15 protein-coding genes and 1 pseudogene are annotated in these 24239 nt (G+C 46.4%); 2 read left to right on the top strand and 14 right to left on the bottom strand.

The genetic code is table 11. The annotated features are described in order from the left end of the window. Window positions 1-6: 6 nt before the first annotated feature. The 3 genes from E8L90_RS07115 to E8L90_RS07105 all read right to left on the bottom strand — a co-directional run bounded on the left by E8L90_RS07115 (window position 7) and on the right by E8L90_RS07105 (window position 3501). Window positions 7-1266, bottom strand: a complete 1260-nt coding sequence (locus E8L90_RS07115) for a hypothetical protein (protein WP_137028596.1) — start codon at window positions 1264-1266, stop codon at window positions 7-9. Between the two features lie 185 nt (window positions 1267-1451). Then, window positions 1452-2753 (bottom strand): hypothetical protein, encoded by a 1302-nt coding sequence (locus E8L90_RS07110; RefSeq protein WP_137028595.1) that lies wholly within the window; start codon window positions 2751-2753, stop codon window positions 1452-1454. A gap of 166 nt (window positions 2754-2919) precedes the next feature. Then, window positions 2920-3501 carry an LOG family protein gene (locus E8L90_RS07105; protein WP_137028594.1) on the bottom strand — a complete coding sequence of 194 codons (582 nt, stop codon included), beginning with the start codon at window positions 3499-3501 and terminating at the stop codon, window positions 2920-2922. 97 nt (window positions 3502-3598) lie between these two features. On the opposite strand from E8L90_RS07105, the gene E8L90_RS07100 reads away from it, so the two are divergent. Further along, entirely contained in the window at window positions 3599-3967 is a 369-nt protein-coding gene (locus E8L90_RS07100) for a MazG nucleotide pyrophosphohydrolase domain-containing protein (protein ID WP_137028593.1), read from the top strand. Window positions 3968-4024: 57 nt separating this feature from the next. On the opposite strand, the pseudogene E8L90_RS07095 reads toward E8L90_RS07100, so the two are convergent. The 4 genes and pseudogenes from E8L90_RS07095 to E8L90_RS07080 form a co-directional block, all read right to left on the bottom strand. After that, window positions 4025-4303 (bottom strand): annotated as a pseudogene (locus E8L90_RS07095) (aminoglycoside phosphotransferase family protein); the annotation flags it as partial. Between the two features lie 324 nt (window positions 4304-4627). After that, window positions 4628-5323, bottom strand: coding sequence for a hypothetical protein (locus E8L90_RS07090; protein WP_162309063.1), 696 nt, complete (start codon window positions 5321-5323; stop codon window positions 4628-4630). Between the two features lie 750 nt (window positions 5324-6073). After that, the gene (locus E8L90_RS07085) at window positions 6074-7438 is read right to left on the bottom strand and encodes an aspartate aminotransferase family protein (protein ID WP_137028591.1); all 1365 of its coding nucleotides are present in this window, start codon (window positions 7436-7438) and stop codon (window positions 6074-6076) included. Between the two features lie 30 nt (window positions 7439-7468). Then, window positions 7469-8977, bottom strand: coding sequence for a CoA-acylating methylmalonate-semialdehyde dehydrogenase (locus E8L90_RS07080; RefSeq protein ID WP_137028590.1), 1509 nt, complete (start codon window positions 8975-8977; stop codon window positions 7469-7471). 132 nt (window positions 8978-9109) lie between these two features. Between E8L90_RS07080 and E8L90_RS07075 the strand changes: the two genes are divergently transcribed. Next, window positions 9110-10744 (top strand): PucR family transcriptional regulator, encoded by a 1635-nt coding sequence (locus E8L90_RS07075; protein WP_137028589.1) that lies wholly within the window; start codon window positions 9110-9112, stop codon window positions 10742-10744. A 50-nt stretch (window positions 10745-10794) separates the two neighbouring features. Here E8L90_RS07075 and E8L90_RS07070 read toward each other — a convergent pair whose 3' ends face one another. The 7 genes from E8L90_RS07070 to E8L90_RS07040 form a co-directional block, all read right to left on the bottom strand. Next, on the bottom strand, window positions 10795-13071 hold the full coding sequence (locus tag E8L90_RS07070) for a S8 family serine peptidase (protein ID WP_137028588.1): 2277 nt from the start codon (window positions 13069-13071) through the stop codon (window positions 10795-10797). A gap of 94 nt (window positions 13072-13165) precedes the next feature. Beyond that, window positions 13166-15568 (bottom strand): AAA family ATPase, encoded by a 2403-nt coding sequence (locus E8L90_RS07065; RefSeq protein ID WP_137028587.1) that lies wholly within the window; start codon window positions 15566-15568, stop codon window positions 13166-13168. 79 nt (window positions 15569-15647) lie between these two features. Beyond that, window positions 15648-16832: an MFS transporter gene (locus tag E8L90_RS07060; RefSeq protein WP_137028586.1), complete on the bottom strand. Its 1185-nt coding sequence runs from the start codon at window positions 16830-16832 to the stop codon at window positions 15648-15650. Window positions 16833-16918: 86 nt separating this feature from the next. Further along, on the bottom strand, window positions 16919-17386 hold the full coding sequence (locus E8L90_RS07055) for a MarR family transcriptional regulator (RefSeq protein WP_137028585.1): 468 nt from the start codon (window positions 17384-17386) through the stop codon (window positions 16919-16921). A gap of 131 nt (window positions 17387-17517) precedes the next feature. Then, window positions 17518-17721 carry a hypothetical protein gene (locus tag E8L90_RS07050; protein WP_167497587.1) on the bottom strand — a complete coding sequence of 68 codons (204 nt, stop codon included), beginning with the start codon at window positions 17719-17721 and terminating at the stop codon, window positions 17518-17520. Window positions 17722-18096: 375 nt separating this feature from the next. Further along, window positions 18097-19371, bottom strand: coding sequence for an MFS transporter (locus tag E8L90_RS07045; RefSeq protein ID WP_137028584.1), 1275 nt, complete (start codon window positions 19369-19371; stop codon window positions 18097-18099). Window positions 19372-19506: 135 nt separating this feature from the next. Then, a complete protein-coding gene (locus E8L90_RS07040; RefSeq protein WP_137028583.1) occupies window positions 19507-24231 on the bottom strand; it encodes a non-ribosomal peptide synthetase in 4725 nt (1574 codons plus the stop codon). Window positions 24232-24239 lie beyond the last annotated feature (8 nt).

Below are 24239 nucleotides of genomic sequence, written 5' to 3'. Positions count from 1 at the left end.
CTCTCTTTACCAGGAGAATTTGATTTTGTCCCCGGTGATTTGATAGCGGACGGTGTACGTCTGTTTTTTCTCTTTCGTGCTGACTTCAAACACAATTGCTTTTTTCGTTAGATCAGGCTTGACTGAATTGAGATCCAACATATCAAATGGCTCTTTTGCCTTTTTCTCCATCCCTACAATTTCTATCTTTTCATGTGTAGCGACATGATAAACTCCCACACCCATCATTGTCTGATACAAGATCCAGTTGTTGTCCAGCCATGTTACTTCATCAATAAAATAACCTGGAAACAGTTGAGCTTGCGGTGTGTAATCTGGCTGGTAGAAACGAATATTTGCGGTATTGTACAAATTGTCTGAATCAATCACCGCGATTTTTTTCTTGTCTGGTGATGGGATTCCAGCTTTTTTCGCCAATTCGATTTTTTCTTTTTCCGTTTCGATTCTCAGTTTTTCGATCAAGAACAAGGAATCTTCTTTAGAAAAAACGATGTTCTTTACGTTTTTTAAATCAGCGAGCTTGTCTTTGCTCGGAAAATTACTGTAGATGGTTAGCGTTGCATCATCTGGCATACCATCGTAGGCGATGCCTCTGGATGGATATTCCCAGGCGTATGTACCGATTCCTCTGAGGTGGTACGAAAAGTCCGGCTTTCCCCATGCACCAAAGATAGAAAAATTAGCGTATTCAGCGGGTGCCCCTAATTTTTCACCATAGTCTTGCAAATTTTTAGCCATTTCAACAAGTGCTGTTGTATCGGCGATCTGATCACGACGATACATAGAAATGGCTTTTACTTTATCCTGCGCAAACGTGAAAAACAAGTAATAGCCCTCTTCCGCATAGCCAATCAACGCAAGCTTTTCATCGGAAAAATGTGGTTTACCCAAGATTCGGACGATCTCGTCTTTTCTTTTGGCGGTCGTAATCCCTTTTATAACTTCGCCTTTATAGGAAGGTTCAACGAGAACGGCAAACGCTTGCTTGTTTTCGTCCCACTTCATGCTGATTCCTTGTGAATAATACACATAATCATCAAATTCTTTCACGGATTTCCCCAGTAGCTTTGTAAGCGACTCTTGTTTCCACTGATGGGAAGTGAAGGTATTCACGAGCAGCCCTTTTGACAAATTTGTTGGTGCCTGCACGGATGTTCCCGTAGCGCTTTTCGGCGTGACTGGCATTGTCGTTGATGCGTTTTCTGCGGATGCTGCCGAAGCGAACAAACAGCAGGACAACAGTAGCATTATCGCTTTCTTTTTCACTTCATTCCCTCCCAAACTATCAGCAAGTCTATACAACCATCGCCATAAAACAACGGCTATCCCTAAATGATACCAGAAAAAGACAAAATCCGCTAAAAGGATTTATCGTCCATCCTCCATGTAATAAAATAAAGCGTCCTTTCCCCGATGTTCTGAAGGGAAGGACGCTTTTTGATTCACGGAGTTTACTTCGATTCGCCGTTGAGATAATGAAAGAACGGTTGATCTACCCAAAATTTGTATATCTCTACCTTTACTTTGTCATTCAGCTTTTGGAAGCCTTCCACGACTTTTGGTGATTCTTCATTCAGGGAGAAGGACTGCACGACATAACGGCCATCTTTTAACACGTTGTTCGTAATGACAGCATAATCTGCCAGCTCGGTACGGGAATGATAAAGCGGCTGCCACCAAGAAGCCTTGAGCAATCCGGTCATGTCCTCTTGATCCCGTTTGGCATATTTCAAAACAAGTGGCTGGAACTTCTTTTTCTCTTCTACACTGTCGAATTCCAGACTGAGATCATACTCCTTGGCATACGCAATGTAGTTGCCGTTTTCAATCTGAACGACTTGATAATCGGCTGTTTGAACGGGCTCTCCCCATTCCTTCAAGTAAATGAAGGCAGATGTTTTTGGCTCAAATTGAACTTTGGCATTGACGCCTTCACTTTTTAGCAGGCCGATTAATTGAATGGCGTGAGCGAGATCACTATGCCCATACGTAATCGTGCGCTGTGGATCAAAATGAGGATCGAATGCGGCATCCTTCAGATTGTAGCCAGTAATCAGGTTTTGCTTCAAGCCTTTGTCTACAAGCGCCTGCAATTCACCGGCTTTAATGATTTGCGATTCATTCCACGCCTGTGCGAGCTTGCCAAAAATCTCTTCATCGGCGATTGTACCCAAATAGTTTTTGGCTGAGCCATGGAACTCTGCTACTTTTGCTAGCAATTGACTCGCAAGCTCTGCGGATACTACCCCTTCTACAGTTGCCGACTTCAAAGCATTGGCGGACACAAGCCCCGTGTCAATGGCTACAGCCAGCTCTTGTGCCGCCTGCAAGGTAAGCGTGCCGCCCTTTTTGTACGAAATTCCTGCTTTTTTCAAGGCAGTCGCTACTTTTTCCTCGCTATATGTATACCCGAGTTCTTTTAACTCTGCAGCTTTTGCGGCAGCACTGACTGCTTCCCATACAATCAGCTTGGAGACATCTTTGGATTTAGGTAAGAAAGTTTTGGCTGACAAGTCTTTTTCCGATATACTTGTGGTAGTAGATACGATCTTGAGCAATGCTTTCTCAAATTGCTCGCGAGTAACCGTCTTGTCAAATTTCACACCGTATTGCTGCTGCAAAAAGCTGTTCCACTCTACGTGTGCTTCTACCGTTGTTTTCGTTGTTGCACCGACGGCAGTTGGAAAAACGAGCGCCGCTGAGAGTACGGCAGCTGATGTGGAGAGTTGTAGCCATTTCGCTGATCTGTTCATGAAGTATCCTCCTGACGTATGAAGACAAATTATATTACTATTATTCCTATTTGTTTACTAGGGATATAATCAACTACATTAGCACTTCTGCATTCATCCTGTCAATAACTAGAATAACCCGACTTCCTCGCACAAATGGAGGACTTCGGGTTATTTTTTCACGCTCTTATTTATCCAGTTCCGACCATTTGTTCACTTTCACTGGCGGTGTGTAATCTCGCATCCGATCAAGCAAAATAGCGGGATCACTTTCGCACAGGATCAATTCACCCTGCATCGCTGGAATAAATCCGGCTTCAGTCGCATGCTTCACCATTTGCATCAACGGCGTATAGTAGCCGTCCACGTTCAACAGTCCGATCGGCTTTTGGTGAATGCCAATTTGACCCCAGCTCACCACTTCAAAAATTTCTTCAAAGGTACCCAATCCGCCCGGCAAAGCAATGAAGCCATCAGACAGATCGATCATTTTCGCTTTGCGCTCGTGCATCGTTAGGACCTCATGCAATTCTGTCAGCCCTTTATGTACGATTTCTCCGCGGAACAATCCCGTAGGCATGACGCCAATCGCTTTTCCATCGCCTTCCAGTACTGCATTTGCAACGCGCCCCATCAATCCCATGCTAGAACCACCATAGACCAATTCAAGACCACGAGCGACCAGTTCTTTTCCCAACTCCTGTGCGTACCGCTCAAAAAGTGGATTTACTCCCGGATTGGAACCTGCATAAACACAAATACGTTTCATGTCATCCTCCCAAAACTTGTTGAAGTAGAATGGCTTTTCCCATAAATTGCTTTGCGTGTAATATAATTATACTAAAATCAGGAAGGGACAGATATATGTGAATATTACCGAGTTTCAAAAATGGGTGGGAGATTTTTATCAAGAACGCGGCTGGACTGGTTACGGGCCTTTTATTCGTGTTGGCTTTTTGATGGAAGAAGCAGGTGAGTTAGCAAGGGCGGTACGTGCAATTGAAATTGGCCGAGATCGTCCGGATGAAGGCCAGAAGGCAGCAGCAGAGGCGCGTCAAGAGCTGGTGGAAGAGCTCGGTGATGTACTTGGGAACCTTATCTTGCTGGCAAACCAATACGAGGTTTCTTTTGAAGAGATCTTGGACGCGCATCGAGCGAAGCTGCAAAAACGCTATCAAGCAGTGGAGACTGAAAACTTCACGAGCAAGCCGCCGACGACGATCGAATGGGAGTAATGAAAGAACCCCGAAAACCCACCACATTCAAGGGTTTTCGGAGTTCTTTTTTTAGAGTCAACCCAGCGCTGGGCTGGTCTTCATTTCATAGATTTTTTGGAGCGTATGGACATGCTTTGTCTTCTCGTCATCGTCCTCTGTGTGGAGATACCACTCCACAAGCCTGTACCCGAATACGAGAAGGATCAGCTCGTAGACGCAATGATCAGTGATAGAGGATACATCCGCGTACTCCGAAAAGCCTTTGTAATACGCGGGGACACATCGTTGGTAGTATTCGACCATATGATCGCTATCCGCTTCATCCGCAATCAGGCTTGCGAGATGACCACCGATTCTGTCCAATATAGGTCGGGTTCGTCAGTATTGTCCTAATACTAAAAATACTGAATAACTTCGCTCTCCGTTTCATTTATAACGAGTTTCTTATCAAAGCAGTTGTAACGGTAAATTACTCCACCGTTCCATTTCCCTTCTGATGCTCTCTTGTTCATTCCTAGTTTTACCCTTGAAATAATGGATGCTCGTTCATGTTGCGGATACCACTATCCAAACTTCAGAAGTATCGCAAAAAACCACGCCGAAGATTCGCGCAGTTTTCACCCAACGTACAGTAGGCGATTATCTGAAGTAAATAAAAAGGTGTTACCCCTGAGCCGTCTAGACTCCTGCTATATTCATCTCTTTTTCATTAATCATTTGAGCTATACTTTCATCAATCCATTTTAAGCTTTCATAAAACTCATTGTCGGGTTCATACTCAACTTTATCAATCCTATCATTATGAGATCCATCATAATCGTAGGGATACCAAGTGACTCTCTTTTTTTGCTTCAGTATAGCTCTAGGTACTACTTCGGCTGACCCAATTGCATTGTACTCTTCAATCGATATGTCATACCCAGTCATGGAAATTTTTAGCTTGTCAACTATTCTGATCATTCGTTTTACATCTTGCCTAGAATTCCAATAATCCCATCTTAGATTTTGCGTAATCAAGATATATTTTTCAACAGAATTAGTAGTTGTTTTACCAATTTTCACACTAACTATTACTATAACATCCGCTTTTTCAGTTTCACCATATTTATCACCTTTAAATTTATCGAAATTTTTCAAGAAATAAACATGTAGTGAATCTCTATAACGATAAACATTTAGTTCATCTATAAGCTTACTAAACAAATTGATAAATGCTCCGACACACTTATAACAATCTAACGTATCATAGATATACCTGCTCGAATAGACCTCATCCACTGTATCAAACCAGCTTCTTCTAATGCCAAATTTAGAGGAAACCCACTCTAGCAATTCATCATTAAGTTTAGGAATAATTGAATCTTCACTAGCCACATCTGCATAACTTAAATTGAATTTTTTATCAATAAAGGAGGGGATTTGCGATCTTTTGACCCCGTGTTGCTCAAATATAAAATAAAACTTATTTATCAATTCACTCAGTGGACTTTTTTTTTTCTAGTTCCTTTTCCGGCTCCATATTAACATAAGTTGTTATATTATTGCTGTTTGAAACATCCCCATTAACCTGGAAATTACTATGTCCGCCTTGATTTATGCTTGCTTGATTCTTAGAATCATCCTTTTTTTGAAGAAATTAATTATTGCTCCGATTATTAGAACCCCAATGCCTGAAAATATCCATTCTTTATTATCAATTAAATAATCCATATATCCCTCTTTAGTTACATAAATTTGATATAAACCATATTTTATCATTTTATATGGTACCGTCAATTCAAACCTTTCCTTTACCATCTCTTGTGATACGGTTCACCGTGAATTATCCTACAATGAATCGCATAGACTAGCTTATTTACAGTTCTCTCGATGCTCCAATAACCCATTCTTTAATCGTAGTGGAGTGCGAAAGAAGCGAAATTGCAGAAATCGACAAGAAAGAAACTCATTGAATACTCGTAATTAATCATTTAACTAACGCGGAACGATAGATAAATGAGTCAGTCTAAAACGAATTCTCAAATATCGAGTGATAAAGAAGACCGGAACTCCCCATAAGAGTTCCGGTCTAATACTATATTTTCAGCGAACAGCCGCTGCTTTCATTCATCATCTAAAACACGTTTACGCCAATGTATCAAAGGCTTCCTTCATGACCTGCGCAATAAAATCGATATCGTCGCTCGTCGTAGTAAACGGCGGCGAAAGCGTCAGCACGTTATTAAAGCTCGGAATGGTATCGCCATTGCGCCCGATGATTAGCCCACGCTTCTTGCACTCAGCAATGACCTGTGTCAATTTCGCAGGCGCCGCAGGTTCCTTCGTTTTGCGATCCTCTACCATCTCAATTCCCATCAGAAAGCCAAAGCTACGTATATCGCCGACGTATGGATGCTCCGCGAGAAACGCCAGCTTGGCAAGCAATTCTGCACCGAGCTCCTCCGCTCTCTCCACCAGCTTTTCCTCTTCTAAAATTTCAAGATTTTTCAGGGCAAGTGCGCATGCCGCCGGATTGCCGCCAAACGTATTGACATGACGGAAATGCAAATTATTCCCTTGCTCGTTGAATTTGTCTGCGATTTCTGCCCGCACAGCCGTTGCAGAAAGTGGCAGGTAGGCGCTCGTAATACCTTTGGCCATGGTCACGATGTCTGGCTTGATGCCGAAGTTTTGGTGGCCGAACTTTTGACCGGAGCGGCCGAATCCGCAGATGACCTCGTCTACGATCATCAACACGCCGTACTTATCGCAGATTTCCCGCACTTTTGGCATGTATTCCGGTGAAGGAACCAAGACGCCTCCCCCGGTAATGGTCGGCTCCATGATGACGGCAGCCACTGTCTTTTCTCCTTCCCAATTGATCACTTGATCATAATATTGGGCGCATTCCAGATTGCATTTGCCGTACGATTTTCCAGCCGGACAACGGTAGCAGTAAGGCGGCGGTACATGAAGGAAGCCAGGCGCTAATGGCTCGTATTTTTCCTTGCGTATGGATTGACCTGTTGCGGCGAGAGCTCCCATCGTATTCCCGTGGTAAGCGCGATGGCGCGAAATGAATTTGTAACGATCCGGCTCCCCGTTCTGGTGATGATATTGACGGGCAATCTTGAATGCGACTTCGTTCGCTTCCGAGCCGCTGTTGGAAAAGAAAACGCGATACTCCTCTCCAAGCCATTCGCTGATCTTCTCGGATAGACGAATAGCAGGGACGTGGCTTTGTGTGAGTGGAAAATAAGCCAATTGCTTCAACTGCTCATAAGCGGCGTCTGCGAGCTCCTGTCGGCCATAGCCAACGTTGACGCACCACAAGCCAGACATTCCATCCAGGTACCGATTCCCGTCGATATCGGTGATCCACGATCCGCTCGCTTCCGTTACGATCATCGGATTGGGATTGTAGGGGGACATATGGTGCCACATATGCGAACGGTCGGCATCCAGCAAGCTCTCTTTATCAAAATCTTTCGTCACTTGTTCTTGCTCCATCGCACAATCCTCCTTCTATTTCGTAAGCGTTTATTTTACAAAAACTTTTTGCGAGTCAATGCTGGTATCACCGTCTTCGAACCATCTGGATGTGACCGTTTTTTTCTTCGTGAAAAAGAGGACGCCATCCTTTCCATTAGCATGCAAATCACCGTAAAAGGACTGTTTCCAGCCCGAGAAAGCAAAGAAGCCCATCGGAGCAGGCACCCCTACATTGACACCGACCATCCCCGCTTCCACCTGCTGTACGAATTCTCTTCCCCATTTTCCGTTGTTCGTATAGATGGTCGCCCCATTGCCAAAACGCGAGCGGCTGATCGTCTCCAAGCCCTCTTCAAAGCCTTTCACACGCATGACACTCAGAACAGGCGCAAAAATCTCGTCACGGACAATGACCATCTCGGCATCTGCCTTGTCAAAAATCGTTGGCCCGAGGAAGTAACCATCCCGCAGCTTTTTCGCATCCTCGCGACCATCGCGAACAAGCGCGGCGCCAGATCCGACACCTTTTTCAATGTAGTCATGTACTTTGGACAAGTGCGAATCACGGATGACAGGCCCGAGATCGACGCCCTCCTCCAAACCATTCCCCATCGCGAGAGCATTGGCTTCGTCGATCAGATGCGCGATCAGCTCATCGGCAATCTCCTCGACAGCAACAACAGCGCTGGCTGCCATACACCGCTCTCCTGCACAGCCGAATGCTGAGCTCGTAATTGTTTTTGCTGCGCGCTTCAAATCCGTGTCAGGCATGACCAAATGGTGATTTTTCGCCCCAGCCAGTGCTTGCACTCGTTTCCCGTTCGCCGCTGCTGTCTTGTACACATATTCTGCAACCGGCTGCGAGCCAACAAATGAGATCGCTTTTACGTCTGGATGCTCCAACAGACCATTCACGACATCATGCGCTCCGTTTACGACGTTGAATACACCATCTGGCAACCCTGCTTCCTTTAGTAGTTCGGCGATTCGAATCGAAGACAGAGGCGTGCGCTCCGAGGGCTTCAGGACAAACGTATTTCCAGCGGTAATCGCAATCGGGTACATCCACATCGGGACCATCACGGGGAAGTTAAACGGTGTAATCCCGCCGACTACCCCCAACGGGAATCGAATCACCTGACTGTCGATGCTGTTTGCGATATTGGGCAAGGTTTCCCCCATCATCAGTGTTGGCATCCCACAAGCGAACTCTACCATTTCCAGCCCACGCAATAGCTCCGCCTGTGCCTCAGGCAGATTTTTGCCGTTCTCCATGGTGATCATCCGGGCGAGTTCATCCTCGTGCTTGACGAGAAGACTATGAAAACGAAACATAATGCGTGCACGATCCACAACAGGGGTAGCACTCCAGCTCATAAACGCTTCCTTTGCAGCCGCAACAGCCTTGTCCACATCTTCTTTCGTCGATAGCGGTACGCGTGACAGCAATTCTCCTGTTGCTGGATTGGGTACATCCTCAAAACGTGTCGTTAGTGAATCTAGCCACTGGCCGCCGATGTAGTTTTTCAACGGATTTCCAACGATAGCTGTGTTCATCCCTTCAACTCCTCACGATCAATTGATTGACAATTCCATTTTATCCAAAAATAACACCTGTAAGCACTAGACAAAGCGTAACGCATTACGTAGGGTTAATCATACAGAGTGTAAATGGAAGAGGTGAACCTGATGAGTAACGATTTGCGCCTAACCATTGGAGAAATCATCAAGCGACCATTGTTTCAACATGCCCAAGTGGTAGCGGGACATCACGGCCTGTCACGGCCTGTTCGCTGGGTTCACGTATTGGAGACAGCCGATACCGGACAGTTTTTAAATGGCGGCGAGCTGATTCTATCAACCGGGCTAGGATTTGGCGAAGAAAAGGAAAAGCGACTTGCGTATTTATCCGAGCTCATCCGGCGAAAAGCAGCCGGGCTATGCATCGAGCTAGGACGATACATCCCTTCCATCCCTGAAGATATGCTAGAGTTGGCGAACCACCACCAGTTTCCGTTGCTTGTTTTTCATCAGCCTGTCCGCTTTGTGGATATCACGCAAGATTTGCACGAGCATTTGATCCATGCGCAGATGCAAGCACTCCGCAATCTCGAAGCCTACTCACGCAGTTTGCAACAGCTCAGCCTACAGGCAGCGGGCATACCTAAGCTATTGCAGCATTTTCAGGTGGCAGTTCAGACACAGGTCTTCTATTACTCTCCAAATGGCTCGCCACAATTTGCTCCGGTGGTACCGCATGATGTTGCTGTGGAGATGAGTGATTTGATGCGGTCTCATTTTTCCGAACTGGATAGTAGTGAAGCTGGCGTCCGCTTCCTTTCTCTCTCTGCGACCAGGCAGCTTGCCTATCAACCCGTGATGGCAATGGGTCACGTGCTCGCCTATGTCGGCATTGTTTTATATGAACGCAGTCCAGATGAGTATTTGCTCCTGACCTTAGACAATACAGTCAGTGCGATGGCCCAAATTTTAATGCGGAAAATGTTTGTGGAAGAACAGGCGCTCGCTACCGAAAACCGGCTGTTTGATGAATGGATTGCCAACCGCTCCATACCAGAGGAACAAGTGCGTTCCTTACTCGGTATCACGGGCAGCGGTAAAGCCTCGGCCTATCACATGATTCTTTTATCGTTTGAGAAGCCGAAGAATCTGGCCGAGGATTCCCTGCCGCCGCACGATCTGACAGCTATCTTCCGCTCACTTTTGACTCGTCATCACTTTCGGCCATTCATACGTTGTATGGGCCATCGCTTTTACTTTATGCTGATCGAGCAGCGTCCGCTTGTAGATTCCCGGCGTACTCTGGAGATAGCTTTTCGCGATGTAAAAAGAATCATGACGCAAATACTAGGAGCGGATGTTCCAATCTGGATGGGTGTCAGTCGAGCCGGAAAACGTTTGTCTGACGCTGGACGGCACCTCGCGGAGGCGGAACAGGCACTAGCTTTTTGTCAGGAATCACCCAGTCCGTTTTTCGCTGATCTCGGATTGTTCCGGCTCCTGTTCCACGTACCTAGTGAGCCTGTGTTAAAGACCTTCATAAGCGATTACCTCGGCCCGCTGTTAGCCTATGACCAAACACACGGCTCCTCGCTCGTTCAAACGCTGCGTGTCTATTTAGATAGTAACCTGTCCAAACAAGAAGCTGCGGAAAAACTGTTCATTCATCGTCAAACACTCTATCATCGCTTGGAAAAAATCGAGGAAATTCTCGGTAAGGATTATACGGCAACGCAAAACAGGATTTGCCTAGAGATCGCCATGCGTGCGCGGGAATGGTTGAGCAAGGAAGAGCAGCACTAAAAAAGACACAACCTTTCATCGATTCAGAAGACGAAGGTTGTGTCTTTTTTTTATTTTCCTGGCTTATTCATATACATGCGATACTTCGCTTCTTTGCCTTCCGTTAGCACGACACGGATTTTGTACAGGCCGATTTGCTCGATATTCACTGTTAGTTCCTCAGGAGTGTTGGACGTCGTGGCAGACGCAAGCTCTTTTGAATGAATGTTATACACGTACACATCAACATCGGCATCCTCTTTCCAGTCTACGGACAATTCCAAATCCCCCGTCTCATTGACGCGAATTAAATAGTCCATGTATTCCTGCTTTTTCGTCAGCTTTCCTGTTCGGAAAGGCTCTTGTTCAACCGCCGGCTTTTCCTCTTCCTCTTCCTCGTTATCGGTCTTTTGCCATTTTCCCGTTGTTGCTAGCGCATACGGCTGAGGTCCTTTCGGGATGTTATAGCCTTCGACCGTCACGGTGTAGGTTCCCTTTTTCGGCTCGGTAATCCATACTTGCTCGACGTTGTTCAGGTTGTCCACTTCATCGTTGTACGGGGCCTCAAAAAAGTCATTGCCGTTCAGTTTTTCTCCACTCGGTGTCGTCACCTTCAGATTCAAATCGTTGACGAGCGCGCGCTTTGCGACAATGGCAGCGGGATAATCCGTCCACGCCAGCGTAATTGCCAACGGCTTGGAATCATCCGAGACATTGACCTCATACGTAACCTTTTCACGCGTGCGAATGCCAACCTTCTCGTCCTTGTAGTTCGTTTCAATCGCATTCGCCAGATTGGCTCGTCCGAAGCCTTGCTCGCGCATGTCTTTATCCAAATTGTCTGCACTCGTCAACAGCATGGCTTTTATTAATGCACCACTCGGATTTTTTTCCCCTTTTTCCTGCAAAAATTCCCTGATTTGTGCCACACCGCCCGCTAAAATTGGCGTAGCCATGCTCGTTCCGTTCATATATGCGTAATGATCATTAAAACGCTTGTAGAAATTTTTGCTCGGTGCCAGTGAAGAGCGCGTGGACAAGATCGCTGAACCGGGCGCGACAATATCCGGCTTCAAACGCCCGTCGCCTGTTAACCCACGACTGCTCGATACCCACACGTCGTCCGCTTTATCGGAGTTCTTCCCCAAGCTGGGACGAGCATTTTCCGTAGCGCCAACAGCGATAACGTTTTTAGCCGTGGCTGGGCTCCCGATCGTTTTATAGCCTTTCACTCCATCGTTTCCAGCCGCAATAAGCACCGTCATATCTGGATGCTCCCATAAAAAGCGATCAAATAGTAGCGATGACAGGCTATACTCTCCCTTATCATTCGCCCCCCATGAATTAGAGTGAATGCGGGCTCCCTCTTCGTAAGCTTCCTGCAAAATGGTCTCGACATCCGTGTTGAGCTTCCCTTTCGTGTTCTCTATCGCATGAAAAACGAGCTTCGCACCCGGTGCCGTTCCCCTATACTGTCCATCTGATGCTTTACCTGTGCCTACAATGGAGCCAGCTACATGCGTACCATGACCGTGAACATCAGTCGCATTATTCGGTCGGCCAAGTGAAATAAGCTTCTCAATCTGGCCCTTAAAATCTGGATGCATCGTTTGGAGCTTCCCTGTATCAAGTCCGGTATCGGCGACTCCGACAATTTGTCCCTTGCCTGTGTACCCTGTCGAGGCCAGCTTGTCCGAATGAATGATGGTAGCTGCTACATCATTGTGCAGCTTGTTTTCTGGCACGGGGACAACCGCAATGACATCATCTGATTCAACCACTTGTTCAATCGTTTGCTGATCCATCTTAGCGATAGATATATGTGGAGCATCCTCCGGCGTTTGAATGTCGCGTATATCTTGATCCTCCGTCATTTCCGTCATCGCTCGATACATGTCCACCCGTTGATTGAAACCGATGACGGCGACTTCGACCCGTTCTCTTTTTCCTCCATCAAAACGAAGCTCCGATGATACCTTGGACTTCGGTGTAAACGCCATAACGTCTTCGACAAAGGACAGTCCTTTGACTTCCCTTCTTACCTGTTCATCTTCGATTTTCGCGATGAATGCATAATCCGGTATGTAATCACCAAGCGTGACGCCGATATTTTCCAGTTCTTCTTTCCACTCCTCACGAACAGGACCAGATAACTGAATAACGACAAGCTCAGATTCTCTCTTTTTCGACGAAAGCTTGTCCAGTGCAAGACCCTTATCCGCTTCGATCTGGATATTGCCCCGACGCTCTCCCTCTTTTTTGGCATCCACCGGAATTCCTTCCAGCGATAGTGTTAGAACTAGTGTCGTGCATAAAGCTGCTTGCCATTTTTTTCGCAAACCAAACACCCTTCCCCCATGGCATAATGAAACCATTTCTATCCATTATAAGAGAAAGAGTGAATTGTCAAAAGAGTAAGAAGACATAGGCATGGGACAAAAACTATTTTTTTGTCCCATCCTCTTCTACCGTCCACTGTAAAATCGGTTGAAAATCGGCCCATGCCAACTGCATCAGCATTTCCTGATTCCATTCCTGCTTCGGAGTATCCATCAGTCGCACAGCCTGGTTTTGAATCGCCTCTTGCAACAGGTTATGGCTAAAACGACCATTGCCGTTCAATCGATGAACACTGACTGCTTTATCCAAAGACTGCGAGATCATTTCCAGCACGTTCTTCTCAATCGCATACCCCACATCACTTGCAGCCTGTTCAAGAATGTGCACAAGTTCCTTCACGGTGTAGTCGGGGAACGCAATATATTTTTTAAACCGTGACAAGAGTCCGGGGTTGCTCATCAATAATGAATTCATTTCGAGTGGGTAGCCTGCGAGGACCACGACCAGATTCTCTTCGTGTTTGGTCATCTCCTCTACGAGCGTATCAACTGCTTCCTGTCCAAAATCCCGCTCACCCCCGCCGAGTAGCGAATACGCTTCATCGATAAACAAAACGCCGCCCAAAGCTTCTCGAACTTTTCTGCGTGTAAGTATTGCGGTCTGCCCAACATACCCTGCTACCAAGTCGGCCCTACTTGCCGTAACAAGATGACCGCGTTTCAAATAGCCGATTTCTTGCAAAATCTGCGCATACAGTTGGGCAACCGTCGTCTTCCCTGTGCCTGGATTTCCAGTAAAGACGGCATGGAGCTCAATCGGACTTTTCGGCAGGCCTCTTACTGCGCGTTCTTGCTGGACGGACACATACGCAGCGATTTTTTTCAGCTCCGTTTTCACTTGAGCAAGGCCAATCAACGCTTGCAGTCGAGCTCCCGCATTTCTTTCTTTTTGCGGCGGATCGCAGCCACGTACATCCTCTGGTTTGAGAATCGTAAAGTCATCCCATTTCAGTTCCTTACCGTCTGTCTCGCGTCCTTTGGCAAAGATCGCATCGAGCACGATATTCGTGACCGCCCGAGCATTGCCAAACGTCTCATCTACTTGCGCTTTTTCAATGCGCTGGCGCAGCGTAACTTTTGCCGCCTCTGTCAGAGTAAAATCGTTCCGTAAGGCTACTTCTACTGCGATTTGTACCAGTTCGTCTGCCTGATAGTCCGGCAGTAAAAAGTGGCCCGTCTCTGGAAAACGACTATTCAGCCCAGGGTTGGCGTACAAAAAATGACGCATTTCTTCTGGATAGCCCGCCAGCATCACGACGAAGCGTCCTGCATATTCACCACTTGTCATAGCGGATACAAGTGTGTCTATCGCCACTTGTCCGTAATCACTGCCGGAGCTATCTGGACGCTTCAAGCTGTATGCCTCATCGATAAACAAGACGCCGCCGTCTGCCTGCTTGATCGCTTCCATGACGCGCTGCTCCGTCTGTCCCACGTAAGCGCCGACCAACGCAGAACGATCCACCTCAATGAGCTGTCCTTTTGCCAATAGTCCGAGCTCCTGATACAGCTTGGCGATCAAGCGAGCCAAAGTCGTCTTCCCCGTGCCTGGGTTCCCCATCAGTACGAGATGAAGGGGGAGCTGGTCTTTCATATGCCAGCCCTTTTCTTCACGTAGCTGGCGATACTGCAGAAATTGCGCCAACTGCCGAACCCGATGTTTGATCTCGTCCAAGCCGATCAACTGCTCCAATTGCTCTAAAGCACTCAAATCTTGCTGAGGTGCTTTTTCGCGATCTTCTACCCTTTCGTTCCTTTGCGGCAGGAGCTTTTCCTTCTGTTCTTGCTGGTTAGTTAAAGCGCGAATTGTCTCTTGCAATTGGATGAGCATTTCACTGGAATAAAAGACCCCGGATAAAGACGCTCCATACGCTTGAACACGTTCTTGCAATTGTACTAATAAATTTTGTCGCTCCGTGTATAACAGCACGAGGCCAGCTGCCGTGGCTTCCGCCTCCGAATCATTCCACTTTTGCGCTGCCTGTTGCGTCTCTTCCGCAAGAGAGCGCCATTTCGTGATTTCAGCCAGCTCATTGGTTGCCTGCTCTTCCAGCACCTCAACTGTTCTCCTGCGCATGACGACGTTATCCGTTTCACGCACAGACTTGAATTCAGTGAGAAAGGCATGGGATCGCAACTGTGAAAAGTACAGCTCGAGCTTAACCTCTCCAGCGTAGCGATAATTAGGGGCTAGTTGAAGGGCACGATCTACCCATTCAGCAGCTAGTGTATGGCCTCCTGTCTTGTGCATCCGCAAAGCAGACATCCGCGCCAGTACCATCGCTTCCGTCAAATCAAGCTCTTCGCCCGGATGTTCTTGGCGGTGCTGTTCAAGCATTTGCAGGAATGTCAGGCATTCGCCTTCGGATAGTGACTGGATGCTGGACGGATTGTTAGTAAAACTTGCAATCAGTGCCCTTGGGTCCCGTTCTTCTTGATGCTGCATCTTTTGATTGCTCCTCCCGCTCCATTGTTTCATCCCTGTTGTAGCATATTTAGCCCAACATGAAAAGTCTGTCCGAACATTAGAACTCCTCTTGCATGTTCACTGCGGTTCTTTTCACCTTTTGTCGTGCAAATATGGTCGTCAGAGCAATGAGGATACCGGCCATACCAAATTCAAGCCAAACCCCTCCCCATTCTAACAGGATCGCACCTACAACCGGACCTGCAGCCATCCCCGTATAGCGGATGAAATTGTACACACCAATGGACGTTGCACGCTCTGCTTCAAATACTTCGGATAGCAAAATCGTATGTGCAGGCATACCTACCCCCAAGGTTAAGGCAAACAGCGTACTTGTTATCATAAGCAGGAGAAAAGAAACATCAGCCCCAGTCATAAAAAGAAACATTGCCAAAGCATTTGCACCGGTCGTCACCAGTAATGTTTTACGTGCTCCCCATCGATTTTGCAATACAGCAGACAACTTGCTACTGATAATAAAGACGACTGACACGAGCAAGAAAACCAATCCGATTATTTCAACAGAGACTACGTAGTTGTTCGTCAATTGAACAGGGAGAAACAGCAGAAAGCAATAATAGGCGTACATTTGGCTAAAACCGATCAAAATGACAGATGCACCGACTGGGTGGAGCAAAATCTTACGGAAAGACCCTAATGTAAAACCGCCTGATGATGTAGCTTGGGTCCTTTTCGTTTCGGGTAACCATGTAGCATTGATTCCGACGAGAAAGACTGCGCAGATCGCCAAAAACAAAAAGACTGCAGAATGTCCACCGATGCCGCCAATCCAGCCACCTAACAGTGGACCAAGTGCCGGACTGAGTGCAAGCAGCATCTGATAAGTACCCATCGCAGATGCACGTTGAATTCCTGTAAATAAGTCTCCGATGATCGTTGCGGCTACGATCGGAATAGCAGCAAACCCCGCCCCTTGTAAAGCCCGGAAAAATAATAGCCCATCAATAGAATCGACTAGATAGCATCCGATTGACGCGATCGTATATAGGATCAGGGCAGGTATCATGACACGTTTTCGCCCGAACCGATCAATAAATGGTCCGTAGATGATTTGCATAATCGCGAGCATGACGGTAAAGATTGAAACGGTCCAGTTAATCATGGTTACACTCGTCTGAAACTCTTTTTGCATGGCTGGTAAAATAGGCATGAACAAATTTTGCGCGAACATACCTAGCATTAGCGTTATCCCAAGTAGGTACAGTACTTTTTTTGGATTCATGATTGCTCTCCTCTTGTCTCGTTCATATTGTGTCCTTGGAAACAATTTTCGTAAAAAAAATAATGAACACCAGTTGAATGTTTCCCCTAATCTTCTGTTGCTTCTCTTATGACCTCATCCAAAAATGCCAATTCAGCAGGGGTATACCTATCCAAGAATCGGTACATGTCATTTTCCAGGCGTTGATGGTAGTGTTCGTGAATCTCGTTTACCATTTCTCCTACTGATGTCAGCCTGAAAAAAACCTCCTTCTGATTGTCTTCGAGCTGATAGCGCTCCAGTAATCCCTTCTTCAAAAGTTTGACTGTTATTTTGGATATCGCACTCTTTGTTACCCCAATATGCTGTGCAATTGTCGTAACATTGACTCGATCTTTTCCCCCTACCTCTTGAAGGACGTGGAGCTCTGTTACGGATAACCTTCCAACTTTATCATAATCAGGCACGCTGATTTTGATCTGACGCAATAGCATTTCTTCACGTAGCTTGCTGCGCTCCTCCTGTTTATGTAGAAAGGTGATCCATCGATTCCAAATTTTCTTTTTAGGGTCCAATGCAGCATCAGCTCCTCATCTATTTCGATTTTTGTTTCCGCGGAAACAAAATAACCTTATCATGAGATTTCCCTTTGCGCAAGAAAAAAACCGCAGCCCTGCATTCGCAAGCTGCGTTCCGAGACCAGTCTCTATCCATTTAGATTGCCCAATTCCTTATCCGCACTGAAATGAGCACGGGCTGCCTCAAACACTTCACTTTCCGATCCGGCTGAGATTTTGAAGCTCGATACCACTTTCTTGCCACATCGTACTTGAACATTATACTGTGAATCCCCATCGTATGTTGACTCGAAATGATAATCCTCACCATTGACCTGAATGGTTTGTTCCATGGTTACACCTCCCACCTTAGTGTGACCAAGCAACATGGCAATCATCCAATATTTTGTTGCAAAAAATTGTTGTGTTTCATCCTTGGTCGACTCACCTGTCATCATGCTATTCGGCTCTATGAAGTGGTTAGAGGGCACAACGCTGGTTCAACAGCGCCGAGCCCCCTTGCTTGTAGTTTTCCAACACATCCAATGGGACATCGACCTTTTGCTTCACTTCCGAGCTGTCGACAAGGTGAATGACGTGATGAACATCAGTACAACGGTCAAAACGACATAGTGCATACTCTACACGTAGAGTCCTCCAGTAGTTTTGTCATTGTCTTTTTGATTGAAACTGACATCCTATTCTCTCTCTCGTTATCGTGAACTTGCTCAAGCAGACTTGTCTGCAACCACGGGTTCTTCTTTTTTCTTAAAGTATTGACTCACTTGCTTGTTCAGATGAGCGATCAAGGCGATCACGAAAATGATGGCACCTGAGACCAACAAGAGATAGGGCCAATAAACGGCCTCGAGTAAAATACCATACAACCAGATCCCAAACGGTACGGCCACTCCGGTAAAAGTACCGACCACACCAAACATGCTGGCACGCAAATGCTCAGGCGTGTTCAATTGAACAAAGGTAAACATCGGGATGTTCCCCATGGAGTTGAAGATTGCGGAGACCATTAAAATCCCGACAAACACGCCCGTAATGATCCACGAGGCGTTACTCGTTTCCGGAACAAAAATCGGAAATACCCACGTCATCAAGAGAATCCCTTGCACTTGAATCAAGAGGAAGATTTTATTCTCAACGTATTTGCTCACCCTTTTCATAGAGACAATAGCCGCTCCGATAATGATCCCGATAAACCAGGAGGACTGAATAAAGGAGAATTGCTCCATCGATACTTGTTCGACTCGATAGGCAATATGCAGCAGCCCCACATACATGAGCGGAGGGAAAATAAAATTGAGCACCAGGAAAATCAGGAACAAGTACTTGATGACAACCTGTTCTCGGATATATTGGAAGACTTCCTTGATTGTTTCTGTATAGCTTTGCGTTGTCTCCTGTGCTGCCTCGGCCTTGCGAAAACGAAGGAACATCTGCAAGATACCTGCTCCGATAAAAGAAAGGCCATCGATCAGCAAGATCATTTCCATCCCCATTAAACGATAGGCAATCGCCCCTACCAAAGGACCCGCTACATTGAGAATGGCGCTGATTGCTTGGTAAATAGAGTTCATGCTTCCTACTCTGTCCTCATCTACCAGCTCAGGAATGGATGCCTGCAAAGAGAGATACGTAAAAGCCTGAATGGTACTGATCACGAAGGCGTATCCGACAAACAGCCATAGATTCGTGGGAAACTGGAGGAAAAATAGTAAAAACAAGAGAACGAGCGCACCGCTTAGTAGCTCAGTGACGACCATGATTGTTTTCTTATTGTGTCTATCAATATAGGCGCCAGCAAAAATATTAATTAGCACTCCTGGTAAGTATGAAAAGCCCAAAACAGTTGCAAATGCAGCGGAAGAACCCGTCACATCCGCAATGTACAGGGCGAGAGCAAATTTGTATACACCGCTACCTAATTCTGTAATGAAACGAGTAAAAGAAAAGAGAAAAATATTCAATCCGTATGTTTGGTTGCCCATCTTAACCTCCCTGAATAGTAATCCCTCTAGGTGACGATTTATTTCGGCAAGATGATCCCGCTACACATCACGGACATAAACCCGGAATAGAGCGGAATCCATCTGCCGATTTTCAATGCGATGCCTAGGCCACTCTTAGCGTATGACTAGAGGCATTCCTATCAATTTTTTCGCTTCCTCCTCCAAGATCGCTCGCAGCTTCCGTTCATCCTCTCGATATGGCAAAGCCATAAAAATAGTCATTTTACCCGTGGATGTATAAGAAGCCTCAAAGAGAATTCGCTTTTTCCCTTTTATAAACAAGTGATCGTATTCACTTGGTTGACTCTTGTTCTGCTCACCCAGGAAGTTGCAAATAATTGGCGTCATCTGCAAGGATTGGATGAGTGAGTGATGGGAAAGAGGATAGTTTGCCGTTACGTCAGGATTTTGCACGAGATTGGTGAAATGGATGTTCCTCTCCTTCGTGAGATCCAACCGTACTTTCACATACGTTTCCAGCTCATCGAGACTCCACGACGAATCAATATGAAGCGGAATATGATCGATGCACTCGCCAAGCACATCGAAGAAATGGTTCCCCATAAAGGATCTGCCAAAATTCATAAGGAAGATGGGGGCCATTTGGACTCCATACCTTCTTTCACAAAATCTGGCTAAAAGAGCAATTGGAATGCGCGCATTTTCTATCTCCTGCGGGTTGTCCATTTCCAGTTCGCAGGTAACAATCGTGTATCCGTCCAAACCGGATGAAGATGGAAGCTGTGTTTCTATGGATAAAAGACTATTCTCAAATGCTTGAAGATCAAACTCCTCCATGAGCTGCTGATCTTCGATTCCGACTGGACCTTTCGTAATTTGCTGGACAAAGTCCCAATACGTATTCCGATCTTTTTCCGAGAGGTCTGTGCCATTTTCCATTGCTTCGTAATACAGGTTCATGTCGTTTTGCAGAACCTCACTGCTAATAAAATCAAATATGAGATGCGATGCCGGGAATATAAGGGAGTACTCTTTCTCGCTCTCTTTCAGCAAGATCGCTTTGTAAGACAAAGAACCGATCGAATCATGCTGCTTGTAAAAGTATTCGCTCAGCAAAAGATGGCGCACTGCTTCTTTTCTGTCATCCGAATCACTCGATACATCAACAACAGGGAGCGTTATCTCACTCGGGCAAGGATATTCTTTCCAATACGGCTCTCCTTCCTCAAAAGCCAACGTGCATCGCAGTAAATGATGCCGCTTCAAGACGTCAAGAAGGGCCTTTTCCAACGTCTTAGGATCGATCATCCGCTCAAAGCGAATCACTGTTCCAGAAATGTCCATTTCCTGTACATGATAGCGCTGTGAAGGTGACAGCGGCTGTCTGATAAAAGTCTGCTGATTGACGATTGCCTCCGAATAACGAAGGAGCTGCTGATCAAGATCGTTGACGAAGCGCTCCTGCCATGACAAGGTTTCCTTCTCATCAAGTGTGGCCTCTTGGAAATGATCCTTCTCTTTTTCCCATGCTTTTTGCGAGAGATCCAGATATTGAATGGCGTGCGGCTGTATTGCAGGCTCACAAGAGCTACGCAATAAGGACAGGATTTCTTGGTGTTTGTCCCGCGCATTTTCCTCTACGTACAGAACAGCTCGGTGCTTGCTGCCGAACGGCACCTCTACATAGTTGCTTCGTACTTGGAAATGAGCGTAGATCAAAGTTTCCAGCTCTCTTTTATCTTGCGCTTTTGTGGTGCGAATCCGGTTCACGGTATCTACATATCCTGCTAGCTCTCTGACTGTGTCATATTGGAAGATCGTTTGTATCTTCACTTCTATTCCTTCTTTATGCAGTCGCGCTACCAGTTGGATCGCTTTGATAGAATGCCCGCCCAGATCATAAAAATGGTCATCCACACTAATTTCCTGGAGGTCGAGTACTTCTTTCCAGATTTCCGCCAGCTTCATCTCCTGCTCTGTAACAGGTGGATTCAGTTGCTTATTTGCCTCCCGGATCATGACAGGCTCAGGTAATGCCCTCCGATCTATTTTTCCGTTTGGCGTTACTGGCATTCTCTCAAGGATGTGGATATACGTTGGTACCATATAGGCTGGAAGAGTGGCCAAAAGCTCCTGACGCAAATCTCTATTCCACTCAGGCTGCTCCCAGACCAGATAAGCAATCAGGTTGGCTTCTCCTCCCTGCTCTTTTTTGGCCAACACCACCGCTTCCTTCACTCCTGTCTGGGATTGGATCACGTTTTCAACCTCATCAAGCTCGATACGGAAACCGCGTATCTTGACCTGGTTGTCCATTCGCCCCAAATATTCCAGACTTCCATCCGCAAGCCATTTCACCATATCTCCCGTCTTGTAGAGCCTTGAACCGGAAGTAAACGGATCTGCCACAAATTTCTCGTTCGTCAATTCCTCGCGATTGATGTAGCCATCAGCGACGCTAATGCCCGCGATTGCCAACTCACCTGGAATTCCCTGGGGCTGCAAATGACCATGCGCATCCAGCACGTATACTTTTGTGTTGGCAATGGGCTTTCCGATTGGCACTTGCTGCGGCAGCTCCTCATGTCCTTCATACGTCCAAGTCGTTGCACAAATCGTTGTTTCGGTTGGACCGTATGCATTGATGTATCGGCAATGGGCGCTCCATTTATGGACGAGCTCCCAGTTTGCTGCGGAACCTGCGGTGATTAACGTTTTCAATTTCGGGAAATTTTCCGGCTCCAAATACGTCACAAAGGTAGGCGGGAGCGTCGCGACCGTTACTTCATGCCGCAGTAAATACTCACTGAAAGCCTGCGGATCGAGTACGACATCCTTTGAAACAATGACCAATCTCGCCCCCGTCAATACCCCCATCGTAAACTCCCAGACAGAGGCATCGAAGGAGATGCTGGCAAACTGCAACACCTTGTCATTTTTAGTGATACCGAGATCGTTGATGAAAAACTGCTGGAGGTTGGCGATTCCGACGTGGTGCAGCCTTACCCCCTTTGGCTTCCCCGTTGACCCGGAGGTATAAATGACGTAGGCCAGGTCACTAGAACGATGAAGGGTCTGTACATCAGGTGTAACGTCGGTGTATATGCTCCTATCATCAAGATTGATCAACATTGTTGCGGAGAGAATACGCTCTGCATCCACTGCAGTCGGATCATGGACCAAAACAATGCTGGCCCCGCTATCTTCGATCATATAGCCGATCCGTTCGCTTGGATGGTCTGTGCTAATGGGGAGAAAGGCACCGCCCGCTTTTAAAACGGCCAAGATGGCAAGGCTGTAAACGGTAGAGCGCTCCACCATCACACCAACAATGCTGCCTGGTTTTACCCCTTTCTCACGCAGCACGTGGGCAAGTGCATCGGATTTGTCATCTAATTCCTGGTACGTGTAGGTGCTTTCCTGATCAACCACGGCAATGTGATGCGGTCCCTGTTTGACCTGTTCCTTAAATAGCTGGTCAATGGTTAATGTTTGATCAACCAGCATATCCGTGTCATTCCATTGTTGCAGAATGAGAGCCTGCTCCTCGTCCGTGACCATTTGCATTGTTGCAATCGGCTGGTCGGGATTGCGGACGACACTTTGAATCAACTGATTCAAATGCGCTCGTACTTTTTGCAGATAGGCATCGCTGTAGGCAAGTGCATTATAAATAAAGTGAATTTCTAATTCCTTTCCAGGAATCATGCACAAGTTAAAGTCGTAACTGGTTTGCTCATATCCTTGGACATCCGTGATTCCGAATAAACCGCCTTTTCCATCTTCGCCGGATGCCTCCTCCGTCAATGGATAGTTTTCAAAGACCAAGAGATGCTGAATAAGGTTTTGTTTTAATGCGGTTTCGGACTGAATATCCGCCAAAGACATGTATTGATAGCTGCTTGTGGCTGTGAAGAATTGCTGCACCTGCCGAAGCAACTCTGAAAATGTCTCTTTGCCTTCACTGCGAATCCGCATGGGAATCGTATTGACAAACAGCCCAACCATTTCTTCTACGCCAACGAGCTCAGAGGGACGGCCTGAAACGACTGATCCGAAGACAATATCATTGGCATAGTTGTATCGTTGCAGCAACAATCCCCAAAGCGAATGAAAGACGATGCTCAGTGTCACATCATTTGATCTCGCTATTTGCTCCAAACGGGCAGTCGTTTCCCGATCAATGCGGAACACGATCGCTTCTCGTTGGTACCCTTTACCGGTTGAAATATATTCAACCGGTAAAGGAGATTGCTGATCAAATCCATCCAGACTATCTCGCCAGAACGAGAGTCCTTCTTGTTTATTTTGCTTACCAAGCCAAGTGACATAGCTACTGAAGGAATACGGTGGAGCCAGCTCAGCCTTCTTATTTTGAAGATACGAGCGATAGATATGGAAAAAGTCTTTTGCGACAATCCCCAAGCACCAGCCATCCATAATAATATGGTGGAAGCTCCACACCATCTTGTATTTCGATTCACTCAATTTCATTACAGTCATCCGAAACAACAGATCTTTTTCCAGATCAAATCTCTTGCCCCGATCCCTTACAAGAAATTGCTCGACAAATACTTCTTGTTCATCCTGAGTCAGATCAGAGATGTCCTCGATCTGAATAGCTGCTTCTCTTTGCTTCAACACGATTTGCAGCGGCTTTTTACTATCTTTATAGTGAAAGACTGTTCGCAGGATATCGAATCTTTCGACGAGGTCGCGAAAGCTCTGATCCAGGAGATCAAGTCGCAACGACTCCTCCATCGTAATCACCGTTTGTTCGAAGTGAACCTCTGATTCAGGATGAAGGATAAAGTGATATAACATGCCTTCTTGCATAGGTGTCAAGCGGTATATATTTTTAATTTGAACACCATTCAAACCTCATC

Source organism: Brevibacillus antibioticus (assembly GCF_005217615.1).
GTDB classification, from domain to species: Bacteria; Bacillota; Bacilli; order Brevibacillales; family Brevibacillaceae; genus Brevibacillus; species Brevibacillus antibioticus.
This window is presented reverse-complemented; position numbering and strand designations above follow the sequence as displayed.

What these genes read in the sequence shown, in the direction of transcription:
- E8L90_RS07110 (WP_137028595.1), bottom strand. Translation starts at nt 2,753, where the DNA reads ATGAACAGATCAGCGAAATGGCTACAACTCTCCACATCAGCTGCCGTA.
- E8L90_RS07105 (WP_137028594.1), bottom strand. Translation starts at nt 3,501, where the DNA reads ATGAAACGTATTTGTGTTTATGCAGGTTCCAATCCGGGAGTAAATCCA.
- E8L90_RS07085 (WP_137028591.1), bottom strand. Translation starts at nt 7,438, where the DNA reads ATGGAGCAAGAACAAGTGACGAAAGATTTTGATAAAGAGAGCTTGCTG.
- E8L90_RS07080 (WP_137028590.1), bottom strand. Translation starts at nt 8,977, where the DNA reads ATGAACACAGCTATCGTTGGAAATCCGTTGAAAAACTACATCGGCGGC.
- E8L90_RS07075 (WP_137028589.1), top strand. Translation starts at nt 9,110, where the DNA reads ATGAGTAACGATTTGCGCCTAACCATTGGAGAAATCATCAAGCGACCA.
- E8L90_RS07065 (WP_137028587.1), bottom strand. Translation starts at nt 15,568, where the DNA reads ATGCAGCATCAAGAAGAACGGGACCCAAGGGCACTGATTGCAAGTTTT.
- E8L90_RS07060 (WP_137028586.1), bottom strand. Translation starts at nt 16,832, where the DNA reads ATGAATCCAAAAAAAGTACTGTACCTACTTGGGATAACGCTAATGCTA.
- E8L90_RS07050 (WP_167497587.1), bottom strand. Translation starts at nt 17,721, where the DNA reads ATGGAACAAACCATTCAGGTCAATGGTGAGGATTATCATTTCGAGTCA.
- E8L90_RS07045 (WP_137028584.1), bottom strand. Translation starts at nt 19,371, where the DNA reads ATGGGCAACCAAACATACGGATTGAATATTTTTCTCTTTTCTTTTACT.